Here is a 13,879-nt window from a genome sequence, read left to right as displayed (position 1 = left end):
TCTTCGCATGCGAATACGGCTCGACATACTTGCGTCCAATCCGAAGCGACAGCTTTGCCACTTCCAACAACACATTCGTTCGTGGGGAATCACTCATCACCAGATTTTAGCGCATTCTCATCTCAGATTCCAGAGATGTTTTCAACAATGCAACTCGACAACTGCTTCTTCTAACAGTGACTGTTCTTGTCTCCAGCTTCTGCGAGGAAACGTGCGGGCAAACGCCGGATGCCGCCCCCGCGTGGGCGGCTCGGATTGACGCTCTCGAAGCGGAGGTCGCCGCTCTACGTCAAGTGACTGACACGGAAGTTGTTCCTGCTCGTCACGAGAGTCCTTGGATGGAAGGTTGTGATTCGTGTTTACCCCAAAGCTCACTCGCGAGCCCGTCGCAGTACCCATCAGTGAAAGTGACCGGGTTCTTTCAGGCAGACGCCGGGTGGTTCCATCAGGACGCAGCCAACATCGTTGCTGTTGGCGACATTCAAGATGGTGCAGACTTTCGACGCGCGCGTTTGGCGGCGACGGGCGATGTTGCCGAGAACGTCGGATATAACGTCGAGTTCGATTTTGGCTTTCCCGGTCGCCCTAGCTTCATGGATGTCTGGTTGGAGGTCCGGGACACCGCTTGGCTCGGTGACGTAAAGATCGGTCACTTTCGTCATCCGATCGGCTTGGGTGGATTGACCAGTGTCAAAGAACTGACATTCATTGAACGTGGTCTGCCGTTCGCTTTCCTCCCGTTCCGACAAATCGGAGCAATGACATCGGGAGCCGACGAGGAAGCCGGTCGGACATGGGCGTTGTCAGGGTTCCGTTTCCCAACGGACGCCTTTGGAGGTCAGATCGGTGACAACGGAGGCTACGGTCTCGCCACGCGGGTGACGCAAGTAATCGCTGAAGATTCCAACGGCGGGGTCGTTCACATCGGCGGAGCATACAGCCTGATTGATCCGTCAAACGATGCGGTGCGATATCGCAGTCAGCCGGAATTCTTCATCGCTGAAACGGGGGGTGCCGCATTCGTTCCCGCAGGAATTCCGTCATCGGTTCCGCCGTTTGTTGACACGGGTGTCATCGCGACGAACAAGTCGCATCTATTTGCAGCCGAGTTGGCCACCACCAGTGGATCGTTCCATGCTCAGTCGGAGTTCATCCACGCAATGGTGAACCGTTTCGGCGGCTCAACCGTCGGCTTTTCTGGTGTTTCGGCTCAGGCCGGATACATCCTGACGGGGGAGCATCGGCCCTACAACCGCAAGGCGGGAGTGCTCGGTCGTGTCGTGCCAAACAGCAACTTCGGCAAATGCGGCTACGGTGCGTGGGAGATTGCAGGCCGCTGGTCCATGCTCGACCTGAACGATGCAGACATTCGAGGCGGACGCCTCAACACGTCGACGCTTGGTTTGAACTGGTATCTCAACAAGCACGCAAAATTCCAGTTCAACTACATCCACGCCTTCCTCGACAGCCCCGTCAACGGCGACAGCGACGCCAATATCTTTGCCATGCGGGCTCAGGTGGATTTCTAACGAGTTCAGGAGCAAAAGTAGCTATCGCCGCATTCAGTGCGAAGCAACCCAACTCCCTGATTCACGGCCTGAAAGCGACCGACGACGTGACTTGCGTTTGCCGCAACAATGTGGCCTACTTCAAGAGCTGATTTGCCCAGCGAGGGTGATTCAAGCCCTTGATCTTAACTGAGATCTCAGTTAAGATTGGTGCCTTGCTCAGCTCCGTCGTCGAATATTGACGCCCCCAGAGGATTGCTCGCATGGCAACAACATTTCCAAATCGGGAAGAATGTATCCCAGACAGTCAGGCCACAAATGCGGCCTCGCTGAGAGGGAAGGTGTTGATGAAAGACCGAGCCTACTCGGAATTGAAGCAACTGATTCAGAGTATCACCATCGAACCCGGCGCCCGTTTGTCGGAGAGGCAATTGGCTGGGCACCTTGGGATGAGCAAGACGCCAGTTAAGGCGGCGCTCGAGCGACTCGAACTTGAAGGCTTTATTATCGTCTCGCCGCAGAGTGGAATCGTTGTTCGCGAACTGACCGCGCAGGATATTGCCGATCAATTCGATGTGCGGGTCGCATTGGAGTGTCACGTTTTGCGGTCAGTCAGCGGACGCCTGACCGATGAGCAGGCGTTTGATCTGAGGGAGAACATAACTCAGCAAAGGCAGGCGGCAAGGGCGCGCAGGATCACTGAAATGGTCTCACTGGACGCAGGGTTTCACATGCTGTACTGCGAATTCCACGGCAACCAGGAAATCATCCGCGTAATGAATCAGTTGCGAGATAAAATTTATCGGGTCACTGATCGCGTGTATCAACAACAACTGCCAAGGCTGGATTCAAGCTGCGACGAACACGCAGGGATTGTCGAGGCGACACTTGCTGGCGATGCGGACTTAGCGGTGATGAGGATGGAAGAACACCTTGATTACGGGCGAAAATTCCTGCTCGACAAACATAGAGGACGTGCATCGTGAAGCATGCGAATTTCATCCTCCTGCTGGTCTTTTTTGGGGGGCTGTCTCATGCTTCGGTCGAGGCTGCTTCACAACCGAGTTTCTTACGCGGACTGAACCTCAATGGTCCGGCGGTTACGATTGATGGACACCGCTGGGACGGAAAAAACGCGAAAGAGTACAAGTGTGGCGATAACGCTTTTGAAGCTCAGAGCGTCACGCTTGTTCCACCGACCGACGCCGACCGGACGAAGATGTTGCGTTCGAGTCGCTGGGGCGGAAACCGTGTCGAGCTTTCGGCAATTCCCAACGGTCGCTGCACGGTGTTCCTTTACGTCTGGGAAGACAACAATCCCGAGACGTATGACATTTCGCTCAACGGCCGGGAAGTCGAACGGCGCTACCGCAGCGGACCCCAGGGAAAGTGGGATCGGCTTGGGCCTTGGTACGTGGATGTCACAGACGAGAAACTTGTACTGACCAGTCAAGGAGGGGCCGCCAACTTCTCAGGGATTGAGGTCTGGCAAGGGGAACACGATGGTCATGCACAGATTCCTGAAGACCAACTTGCGTTCTTCGAGAAACGGATTCGTCCTCTGCTCGTCACAAAGTGCTACGAATGCCACAGTCAAAAAGCGGACGAAGTTTCTGCCAATTTGCTGGTCGATTCTGCACCGACGATTCGGCGTGGAGGAGACAGCGGGGCTGCGGTGCTGCCCGGCGATCCTGACAAGAGTCTGCTGATTGAAGCGGTGCGATATGAAAACCGAGACATGGAAATGCCGCCCGACGAAAAACTCTCCACGGCCGAGATTCGAGACCTCGAAAAATGGGTGAGCATGGGGGCTCCCGATCCGCGACATGACGCCACAAAGATTCCTCGCCGAACCATTGACGTCGCAAAAGCTCGCGAGTTCTGGTCGTTTCGTCCGATCGAGAATCCCGCAGCGCCAAAGGTTCAAGACCCAGACTGGCCGCTGAGTGATATCGACCGATTCATTCTCGCCAAACTCGAACAACAGAAGCTGAAACCGGTTGGCATGGCTGACAAACGGACATTGATTCGTCGTGCGACGTATGACCTGACGGGATTGCCGCCTTCTCCCGAAGACATCCGTGCGTTTCTGGAAGACGACTCTTCAGAAGCGTTTTCGCGAGTCGTTGATCGGTTGCTGGATTCGCAGCAGTATGGCGAGCGTTGGGGGCGACATTGGATGGACCTCGTTCGCTATGCCGACACAGCAGGAGAGAACTCGGACTATCCGATTCCACAGGCGTACCTCTACCGCAACTACATCATCAATGCGTTCAACGACGACAAACCCTACGACGAATTTGTCCGTGAGCAGATTGCCGGAGATCAGTTACCCGCCGCCAACGACGAACAACGCAATGAGCAGACGATCGCGACGGGCTACATCGCCATCTCACGGCGCTTTGGCTCCGTCATCAAAAACTATCCGCAGCACCTCACCATTGAAGACACGATTGATAATGTGGGGCGTGTGTTTCAGGGGTTAACGCTGTCCTGCTCGCGCTGTCACGATCATAAGTTCGACCCAATTTTGCAAACCGACTACTATGCGATGTACGGCATCTTCGATAGTACGCAGTATCCGTTTCCAGGGATTGAACTCGACAAAAAACCACGCGACTTTGTGCCTTTGCTTGAGAACGGCAAACCTGGAAAATCTCTGGCGTACGCCGTTTCAGAATCGCGTGCTGCGGACGCGGCATTGCAGGTTCGCGGCGAGCCGACGAAACCCGGCGAGATTGTTCCGCGCGGTTTCCCCGAATTGCTTGGCGGTCAGTCGCTCAGTGGTAGCGAGTCGAAACAAAGTGGCCGACGGCAGCTTGCCGACTGGCTGACAGATCGCGATAACCCGCTAACGGCGCGAGTCATGGCGAATCGCATCTGGCAGTATCATTTCGGCTCCGGCCTTGTAACGACACCAAGCGATTTTGGTCACCGAGGTCAGTCGCCCAGTCATCCTGAATTGCTCGATTGGCTGGCAGCACGATTCATGTCCGACGGCTGGTCCATTAAGTCGATGCACCGACTGATCATGAACTCGCGAGTCTACCAGTTGGACTCAAAATCTACGTCGGATAGCCAGGCTCTGGCTGTCGACCCGACCAATCAACTGCGCTGGCGATTCAGTCGCCAGCGGCTGGATGCCGAATCCTTACGTGACACACTGCTGCTGCTTAGCAAAGAACTTGATACTTCAATGATGAAGGAGCCACATCCCTTCCCTCCAGTCGACAAGTGGCAGTTCACTCAGCATCACCCGTTTCGCGACAGCTACGAAAGCAAACGTCGAAGTGTCTACTTGATGACCGCCCGGCTCAACGCACGACCGTTTTTCACCACATTCGGCGGAGCTGACCGCAATGCCTCCACGGCAACGCGCGACAGTTCCGTCACATCGGTGCAGTCACTGTTTCTTATGAACAACGACTTCATCCATCAGCAAGCTGCTCAATTTGCAGATCGCCTGCTGAAGAAAACTTCCTCGGACAGCGACCGCGTGAGATTGGCGTTTGAACTCGTCGTCGGCCGGTTTCCCACCGCCGCCGAACAGTCGACAGTGGACAACTACCTGAAGCAACTCAGGCGAGAGCTGGGGACCGAGGAATCGAAAGAAAGTGACGTCGAACACGAACTGTGGACCAGTTTCGCGCGATCGATGTTTCGCATGAATGAGTTTCTTTATGTGGATTAAAGACTCCAGCCACCAACACGGACGGACACAAGAACAAACTCGGCAGGCAAACACCTGTATCTGGAATACGAAACCATGAATTCATCACCACTCAATGTATCGCGTCGCACGATGCTTCGATCCATGCTGGGCGGCTCGATTCTGTTTCCGGGAATTCTTTCTGAATTGCTGGCTGAGGATGCAGCGAGATCAAGCGATCCGCTGGCCGCCAAGCCTCCACATTTTGCTCCGAAAGCGAAGCAGATGATCTTCGTCTTTTCGACGGGAGGCGTTTCGCATATCGATACGTTCGATCCTAAATCCTCGAAGAAGGGACGAGACGGCAGCGGGAAAGACAAACTGATGGGCAGCGTCTTCCCCTACAGCGCCAACAAGCGTTGCGGAACTGAGGTCACTGATTTGTTTCCCCACCTGCGTGATTCGATGGAGGATATCTGCGTCATCCGTTCAATGCAGTCCGCCCACTTCGACCATACCGAAGCGGCTGTCGGTATGCATACCGGCTCCCCGACATTCGCCCGCCCGAGCATCGGTTCGTGGTTCAGTTATGGACTTGGAACATTCAATCAAAATTTGCCGTCGTTTATCGTTGTTGCTCCGCATCTTCCGTACGGTGGAACTCAGGTCTACACCAGCGATTTTCTGCCAGCGTATCATCAGGGAACCCGAGTGATCCCCGGCGAGCAGCCTATCAGGAATCTGTTGGCTCGAACAAAGCAGCAGAAAATTCAGGAACTGGAACTCGGCTTGACGGCTGAGCTAAATCAGAATCATCTCAAACCAAGGCAGGATGATTCCGCATTGGCGGCCCGTATCAAATCGTTTGAAACCGCGTTTCAAATGCAGACTGCTGGCCCCGAAGCGTTTGATGTTGGAAGTGAAGACAACAAGACGCACGAAATGTATGGTCTCAAACGCGGCGACACAAAGAGTTTTGCGTGGCAGTGCGTTGTCGCTCGACGATTGGCCGAACGCGGCGTGCGGTTCATCGAACTGATCGATACCGGCTCTCGCCCGAACTGGGATTCTCATGGCGAAATGAAAGAGCACGTGCCGTTGGCGAAGGCCGTCGATCAGCCTCTGTCCGCATTGATTCGAGATTTGAAACAGCGATCGATGTTTGACGAAACACTGATCGTGTGGGCGACCGAGTTCGGTCGCACGCCGGGGAAAGAAGGGAAGAACGGTCGCGGGCATCACGGAGATTGTTTTTCCGTATGGTTGGCTGGCGGCGGCATCAAGGGCGGCATCGTCCACGGCGAGACGGACGACATTGGAAAATCCATCGTCCGCGACAAAGTTGACGTTCACGACTTACACGCCACCATCCTGCATCTCATGGGAATTGATCACACTCAGCTGACCTACCGCCACGCCGGCCGCGATTTCCGGCTGACCGATGTCCACGGTCACGTAGTGGACGGCATCCTGGCATGAGCTCGCAGAATCCTTGTCGCCTACGATCGCCAAACAGATGCCTCAACGTGTCAACAGGCTGGTTCCAATTTCGCTGTGGCATTCCGAACAAGGTATGCAGGTCGACACCCAAAACTCGCATTAAAGCCGAAAGCCGAAAACTCGGGTCGCTTGGTGTCGAATCGCCTCATGCAGATGACTTTGAGACATTCGTTGATTACACAAAACCGGAAAACAACATCAATTCTCTGGAGAAGTCCCGTGGCAACTAATGTTCATCAAGAGCTGGGCCTTCGCCTGTTGCTCTTACTACTGGTAATCACGGCACTCGGCAATGACGGTCCGCTGGTGGCAAACGACAAGCCACGCATTATCACGACCACCGACCTCGGTGCCGATCCCGACGATGAACAGTCGATGGTCCGTCTATTGGTCAGTGCCAACGAGTTCGATATCGAAGGCTTGATCGTCTCGACCGGTTGCTGGAAGAAGAGTCAAAGCGACACCAAAATGCTTGACAAGCTTGTGGATGCCTACGGCAAGTGCTTCAACAATCTCAGCGTTCATGCTAAGGGCTTTCCGTCGGTCGACCATTTGAGATCCATCTCGGTCATGGGGCAAAGAGGCTATGGCATGAGCGACGTTGGGGACGGAAAAGACAGTCCGGGTTCGGACTTAATCATCGCCTCAGTCGACAAAGACGACCCGCGTCCGGTCTGGGTTGGCGCGTGGGGCGGAGCGAATAATGTTGCGCAAGCGATCTGGAAAGTTCGAGCAACACGGTCAAAGGAAGAGCTTTCAAGGTTTTTATCCAAGCTGCGAGTTTTTGACATCCTTGGTCAGGATGACGCCGGGGCCTGGATCGCAAGGAATTTTCCTGAGGTGCTCTACATTCGTGCCACTGGGGTTTACGGTTGGCAGCCGCCGAAGAACGGCGACTATCAACGCGATGACATTCAAAGCCATGGTCCTTTAGGCGCCGTGTACCCGGACACGAAATGGGCGACCGAAGGCGACACACCAGCGCTGCTGCACGTCTATCCCAATGGGTTGAACGATCCCGATCAGGTTGACCAGGGGGGATGGGGTGGTCGCTTTGACCTGACGAAGAAACCCCGCATTCGCAGCATGAAGCCAGTTACGAATGAAGGCCAGTTCGACCCGTATCTGATGTTTGGAAACTCGGCGGATGGTGCAAAGGCAATCAAACGTTGGAGTACCGGCTACGACAACGACTTCGCAGCCCGCATGGACTGGAGCATTACCAGCAAGTACGAAGATGCCAACCATCATCCGGTCGCGGTTGTCAACGGCGACACTTCACGAAGAATTCTGCAGGTCACAGCCGCACCTGGTTCGACAGTTGATCTGAACGCAGTCGGCTCAAGCGATCCCGACAAAGACCCGCTGACTTTTGCATGGTCCTTTTACAAGGAACCAAGTTCATGCAAGGAAGCAGTGGAAATTGAGGACGCTTCTGCGGCTTCGTCCAAAGTCACAGTCCCCGAAAATGCAGCAGGCAAATCAATTCATATTGTTCTGGAACTTCATGACGGTGGCGAACCCAGTCTCTATGCCTATCGTCGCGTGATTATCAACGTCCAGTCAGAACCGAAACGACAGACGGCGAGCAGCTTCAAGAGGCTTCGCGTCATCGTATCTTCTGATTTTCCTCCGTTTCCCGTCACCAACAGCGATCCGGATGACGTGCAGTCGATGGTTCGTTTCCTGCTTCACTCGAATGAGTTCGATGTCGAAGGTTTAGTCGCGTCGGCGGGCACGTTTGGCATGGTGGCTGAAAAGAAAAACATCCTCGCTGTGCTGGATGAATACGATAAGGTCGATGAAAACCTGAGAGAGCATGATCCAAAGTATCCGACCGCTGATGCTTTGCGTGCGGTGACGTACGAGGGCAAAGGCAACAACAATGGCATTAAAATTCAATGGGGATGTGGCAAGCAACCGGTCACCGACATCATCGGGAAAGGGAAAGACAGCGAGGCTTCCAACGCAATCATTGTCGCTGTGGACAAACCCGATCCGCGGCCGGTCTACATCGGCGTCTGGGGTGGTCCGCGTGAAATTGCTCAGGCAATCTGGAATGTGAAGAACACTCGCAGCGAAGAAGAGACGAAAGCATTCATTGGCAAGTTACGGATCTTCCTGATTGCCTGCCAGGACGCCTCGCATGAGTGGCTGATGGAGGAGTTTCCAGACCTTCACATCATCGAATCGAAGAAGACTTACCAGGGAATGTTCAAAGCGGGCAGTCAGCAGTGGGCGGAAGAAAATATCATCAACGGTCATGGACCGCTGTGCGCGATCTACCCACCGAAGGCAATCGCCGGACCAGGAGTGATCGAGGGGGATTCGCCCGCATTCCTGTATCTGCTCAGTGGCAACCGTGGCATCAATGATCCGGAAGATCCGACTCAACCGAGCTGGGGCGGACAATACGTTCGCAAGGGATCAACGAGGCATTTCATAGACGGCCCGGGGGGATCGACGATCTCAAAGTGGAAGGAGCAGTTTCAGCGGGAATTTGCAAAGCGCGCCGACTGGTGTCTCGCTCAATAGCTCAACGCCTGCGTCACTCTTGCCCGACTTGTACCGAGTTCGTAGAACTCCGGCTCGCCTCGCAAAGCTGTTCTCGTGAGCGCTGATTCGTACCACGTCAGTATCCAAAACTCGGCGTGATATCTATCATGTATCTGCCGAGAATCCGCTGAACAAGCTTGGTCCCACGACCATCGAGAACAGTATCAGTCAACAACATCTGAATATGATTCAATTCTGAAAGCGAGCGGCAGACGAAGATTTACCATCCGCCAGTTTAGCCCGACACACCGGCGAGAGAATTCCCGACAGATCCACGCTGACGCATCGGGCTACTCGTGGCACATTCCCATCTTCCGCTCGCTAAAACTTGATAACGAAATAGAGTAATGAGCACTCATCCCAATTGCCCGGAATGCGGCGGCGAATACACCTACGAAGATGGACCTCTGCTGGTTTGCCCGACCTGTGCTCACGAATGGTCGCCCGCAGACGCAGCAGAAGCCGCTGACAACAACGCCACACGCGATGCAAACGGCAACGTGCTGGAAGACGGTGACTCAGTCGTTGTTATCAAAGACCTAAAGTTCAACGGCGGCGTTGTCAAAGTCGGCACGAAAGTCAAGAACATCCGAATTGTCGATGGCGACCACGACATCGACTGCAAAATCAAAGGCATCGGTGCGATGTCCCTGAAATCGGAATTCGTGAAGAAAGCCTGACTGCGTTTCGCCCCAAAGAAAGCGACGCCATTCGTTAGGAATGATGCAATAAACAACGTTGATTTGGTCATCCGGCCTTCATTTCTGGTTACGCCGTTCTGCGACTCTACGAACGTGCGTGCGATTCTCCTGAGCCCAGACGCATAGCAACCGCAGAGGCTCCGTGAACCGCATGCCCAGCGCGGTCAACGTGTACTCAACCTTCGGCGGCACTTCCTGATAAATCTTCCGTTTGACCATGCCCCATGATTCCAGATTGCGCAGCGTCTGCGTAAGCATCTTCTTGGAGATACCGGGTATGTTTCGAGCGATCTCGCTGGTTCGCTGAGTACCTTCCGACAAGGTGTAGAGGACTGCTGGAGTCCATTTTTCGGAAAGGATCTCAAGGAGTTGGCGAGTCGGGCAATCTTTTGCCAGTTCAACATCGTCGTTCTTGGTCATGCTTCTGCTGCTCTTGTGCAAGGTAGGTTACCTTCAGGTAATTATAGAACTTGAAGGTTATTACTTGACTGATAGTCATCTAGTTGCGATTATGCGCCCTCTGTATTGATATTGCAACGTAAAGGTAGCCGGAACAGATCAAGCTGCCGAAGGCTTGAACACCGGAACAAAGACCGGCTGCATTTCAATGTCTTGTCAAGCCATACCAACCCGAACCAAAAAGGAAAGAGATGTCGACTATATCACCGCAGTTACTTGCTCCAATCGAACTTCGCGATCTGAAGTTAAAAAACCGAATCGCACTGGCCCCAATGACACGTGCCCGAGCCGGTGCCGAACGGATTCCCAACTCGCTGATGGCTGAGTATTACGTACAGCGAGCCTCGGCGGGACTCGTTATCACCGAAGGCACACACATTTCCGAACAAGCGATTGGTTGGAGTGGCTCACCAGGCATCTACACCGAGGCGATGCGAAAAGGCTGGCGGAACGTTGTCGATGCAGTGCATCAAGCGGGTGGGACGATCTTTATGCAGCTTTGGCATTGCGGTCGCTCGTCGCATAGCAGCTACCATGGCGGTAAATTGGCAGTTGCTCCCTCGGCGATTGCAATTAACGAAGAGTACATTCACACGCCCAACGGCAAACAGCCTCACGAAGTCCCGCGTGCACTCGAAGCCAGCGAAATGGCCGGAATCGTGGCTGACTATCGAAACGCCGCCAAAGCAGCCATCGAGGCAGGTTTTGATGGAGTCGAGATTCACTCCGCTAACGGTTACTTGCTTGATAGCTTCTTGCAATCGAAAACAAATCAGCGAACTGACGACTATGGCGGTGGTGTCGAGAATCGTTATCGGTTGCTTGATGAGGTCGTCACGGCTACTTGTGAGGTCTGCCCCGCGAATCGTGTTGGAGTAAGGCTCTCGCCAAACGGCGTGTACAACGACATGGGCTCCCCCGATTTCCGCGAACAGTTCACCTACACGGCAGAGCAATTAGATAAATTCGGTCTGGCCTATTTGCATGTCATGGACGGACTCGCGTTCGGGTTCCACGAGCTTGGTGAGCCGATGACATTGTCAGATTTTCACAAAGTCTTTACCGGCCCTTTGATGGGGAACTGTGGCTACACGCAACAGACAGCAGAGCAGACGATCGTCGATGGCCACGCCGACATGGTCTCGTTCGGGCGTCCCTTTATCAGCAACCCCGACCTCGTTCGTCGCTTTGCCGATGGTCTGGAACTGAATCCCGACTCCCACGTGTCAACCTGGTATACGACTGCCGGCCCCGATGGAGCCAAGGGCTATACTGACTTTCCGGTGACCGAGTGACTTGCGCACGAAGTCCTCCTTTGCAATCAACCTGATTTCCAAGAAAGAGAATTTATGCCTAGTTCAGCGGTCCAATTGAAAGTTCGGGTTGGCTGATTGGTTGAGATCCTTCATGCTGTGTTCAACATGGAGGTGATCAATGAACAAGAAGTACCTCGTTCGTTTGAGCGATGCGGAACGTGCCACCCTGGAAGATGTGGTGAAACGACTTTCTGGTTCGAGCCAGAAAGTGAAACGAGCGAATATCCTGTTGATGGCGGATGCTGATAGTCTGGCGTGGACGGACAAGCAAATTGCCGAAGCGTATCGCTGTCGAATCAGAACTGTTGAAAATGTCCGTCAGCGTTTGGTGGAGCGTGGATTTGAAGAGACATTGGAAGGTCGAAAGCCTGAGAAGGCGCCCCGTGAAAAGGTTCTCGATGGAAAGCAGGAAGCAGAAGTGATTGCCATGCGTCTGAAATCACCTCCGCCCGGCTACGCCCACTGGACCTTGAGGTTGCTTGCTCGCAAAGTGATCGAACTGGGAATCGTCGAGGCGGTAAGCCATCAGACCGTCATGCGGACTCTGAAAAAAACGGCATGACCAACCGCAAGATTCAATACTGGGTGATCCCGCCAGAGTGTGATGCTGAATTTGTCGCCCACATGGAAGATGTGCTGGCTGTCTATGAAAAGCCGTATGATCCGACGGTTCCGGTACTATGCATGGACGAACAACCCGTCCAGTTGGTGAAAGAAGTGAAGACACCGATTGCTGCCACCAAAACACATCCCAGGCGAGTCGACTACGAATACGAGCGTGCCGGGGTGGCGAATGTGTTTATGTTCGCGGAACCGCTCGCAGGGTGGAGAGATGTGGCGATCCGAGAAACGAAAACGAAGATCGACTGGGCCACAGAAATGGCCCGACTGCTTGAAGGTCGGTACGCCAACTGTCAACGAGTGATTGTCGTCTGCAACAACCTCAACACCCACACGAAGGGCGCGTTCTACGAGGCGTTTGAACCAGAGCGAGCGTTTTCGCTGGCTCAACGTGTCGAGTTCCACTACACCCCCAAACAGGGGAGTTGGCTGTACATCGCCGAAAACGAATTGAGCAGCCTGACTCGCCAATGCGTTGCCAATCGACGCATCCCCGATACGCGCACACTCTCAAAGGAAACATCTGCTTGGGCCGAAGACGTCAGCATCCAACAACGCACTGTCGACTGGCAAATGAAACTCGACGACGCCCGCTGCAAACTCAAATCCATTTACCCTAAAATCTAAGTGGACCGCTGCACTAGTAGGGAATCATTGAATGAAGGTGGATTCAGTTTTAAAGTGCACGGTGGATGGGTGAAGAAAGGCATTCGTGGGATGGTTTGTTAACCAAACAGCCGTCACCTGCTTCAACAGAATGCCACGAATGCCCTACGTCCAAATTACCGCGGACGAACGCGAAACCATAGTCCGGTTGCATCACGACGGAAAATCTCAGTCCCACATCGCCCGTGTTCTGGATCGATCGCCCTCCACGATCTCACGTGAACTGACCCGCAATTCTCAAGAACCGGTACTCAGCCATCAAGGCCGACCGCAAAGCACGGCGTCGTCGACGCATCTGTCGCGTACCTTGGAAGTTCAACCCCGGCCCGCTCAAGACCTTCGTGATCGAGAAGCTAGAGCAGAAATGGTCGCCCAAGCAGATTGCCGGATTGCTACCAAGACTGTTCCCGAACGACCACCGCATGTAAGTCTATCACGCAACGATTTATGCGTGGCTCAAATCCAACAGACAGCAGGGTGGCGATGCCTGGCTGAACTTGTGACAGGCGAGCAGGAAGCGACGCAAACGCTACGGACCAGGCACATCCCGACGCTCGATTCCTGGCCGACACCGATCGAGCAACGACCGCTCGCCGCCGAGAACCGGAGTCGAGTTGGGGATTGGGAATCGGATACCATCGAAGGGAAAAAGGGAACCGGTCATCTCGTCACGCATGTGGAACGCAAGACCGGCTACGTGGTTGCACTTCAAAACTGAATCCACCCTACCCTACAATTGGCTTGATGATTCGTCGACCAGATCGACCGTGGACGGCTCGAATAATTCATCGATCGAAAGTTTGCGTTTACTTAGCCCTTGATCGTAGACGTACTCAATTGCTTTCTCGTAAGATGGAGCGCTCGCCTTCAAACCATAAGGGTAGAAGTTGTCCCCCATCAGTT

11 protein-coding genes are annotated in these 13,879 nt (G+C 54.1%); 10 read left to right on the top strand and 1 reads right to left on the bottom strand.

Annotated features, from left to right (window positions below; translation table 11 throughout):
• The first annotated feature begins 338 nt into the window (after positions 1-338).
• From KOR42_RS24630 to KOR42_RS24605, 6 genes are all read left to right on the top strand, one after another.
• Entirely contained in the window at positions 339-1,529 is a 1,191-nt protein-coding gene (locus tag KOR42_RS24630; RefSeq protein WP_146512488.1) for an OprO/OprP family phosphate-selective porin, read from the top strand.
• Positions 1,530-1,855: 326 nt separating this feature from the next.
• The gene (locus KOR42_RS24625; RefSeq protein WP_197441558.1) at positions 1,856-2,494 is read left to right on the top strand and encodes a GntR family transcriptional regulator; all 639 of its coding nucleotides are present in this window, start codon (positions 1,856-1,858) and stop codon (positions 2,492-2,494) included.
• The gene (locus KOR42_RS24620) at positions 2,491-5,199 is read left to right on the top strand and encodes a PSD1 and planctomycete cytochrome C domain-containing protein (RefSeq protein ID WP_197441557.1); all 2,709 of its coding nucleotides are present in this window, start codon (positions 2,491-2,493) and stop codon (positions 5,197-5,199) included. Before KOR42_RS24625 ends, KOR42_RS24620 begins: the two co-directional genes overlap by 4 nt.
• Positions 5,200-5,274: 75 nt before the next feature.
• The gene (locus tag KOR42_RS24615) at positions 5,275-6,636 is read left to right on the top strand and encodes a DUF1501 domain-containing protein (protein WP_146512485.1); all 1,362 of its coding nucleotides are present in this window, start codon (positions 5,275-5,277) and stop codon (positions 6,634-6,636) included.
• Between the two features lie 240 nt (positions 6,637-6,876).
• Positions 6,877-9,192: a DUF1593 domain-containing protein gene (locus KOR42_RS27080; RefSeq protein WP_197441556.1), complete on the top strand. Its 2,316-nt coding sequence runs from the start codon at positions 6,877-6,879 to the stop codon at positions 9,190-9,192.
• A 368-nt stretch (positions 9,193-9,560) separates the two neighbouring features.
• Entirely contained in the window at positions 9,561-9,893 is a 333-nt protein-coding gene (locus KOR42_RS24605; protein ID WP_146512484.1) for a zinc ribbon domain-containing protein YjdM, read from the top strand.
• A gap of 78 nt (positions 9,894-9,971) precedes the next feature.
• Here KOR42_RS24605 and KOR42_RS24600 read toward each other — a convergent pair whose 3' ends face one another.
• Positions 9,972-10,334: a winged helix-turn-helix transcriptional regulator gene (locus KOR42_RS24600; RefSeq protein WP_146512483.1), complete on the bottom strand. Its 363-nt coding sequence runs from the start codon at positions 10,332-10,334 to the stop codon at positions 9,972-9,974.
• A gap of 230 nt (positions 10,335-10,564) precedes the next feature.
• Here KOR42_RS24600 and KOR42_RS24595 point away from each other — a divergent pair, with 230 nt between their 5' ends.
• The 4 genes from KOR42_RS24595 to KOR42_RS24580 all read left to right on the top strand — a co-directional run bounded on the left by KOR42_RS24595 (position 10,565) and on the right by KOR42_RS24580 (position 13,694).
• Positions 10,565-11,668, top strand: coding sequence for an alkene reductase (locus KOR42_RS24595; protein WP_146512482.1), 1,104 nt, complete (start codon positions 10,565-10,567; stop codon positions 11,666-11,668).
• A gap of 139 nt (positions 11,669-11,807) precedes the next feature.
• Entirely contained in the window at positions 11,808-12,251 is a 444-nt protein-coding gene (locus KOR42_RS24590) for a helix-turn-helix domain-containing protein (protein WP_146512481.1), read from the top strand.
• Positions 12,248-12,937 (top strand): IS630 family transposase, encoded by a 690-nt coding sequence (locus tag KOR42_RS24585; RefSeq protein WP_146512480.1) that lies wholly within the window; start codon positions 12,248-12,250, stop codon positions 12,935-12,937. The genes KOR42_RS24590 and KOR42_RS24585 overlap by 4 nt, the downstream gene beginning before the upstream one ends.
• Before the next feature lie 139 nt (positions 12,938-13,076).
• Positions 13,077-13,694: a helix-turn-helix domain-containing protein gene (locus tag KOR42_RS24580; protein ID WP_197441555.1), complete on the top strand. Its 618-nt coding sequence runs from the start codon at positions 13,077-13,079 to the stop codon at positions 13,692-13,694.
• The last annotated feature ends 185 nt before the right edge of the window (positions 13,695-13,879 follow it).

Origin of the sequence: Thalassoglobus neptunius (assembly GCF_007859735.1) — a bacterium.
Classification (GTDB): Bacteria; Planctomycetota; Planctomycetia; order Planctomycetales; family Planctomycetaceae; genus Thalassoglobus; species Thalassoglobus neptunius.
Note: the sequence above shows the minus strand (reverse complement) of the source record. Positions and strands in the feature narration are given on the sequence as shown.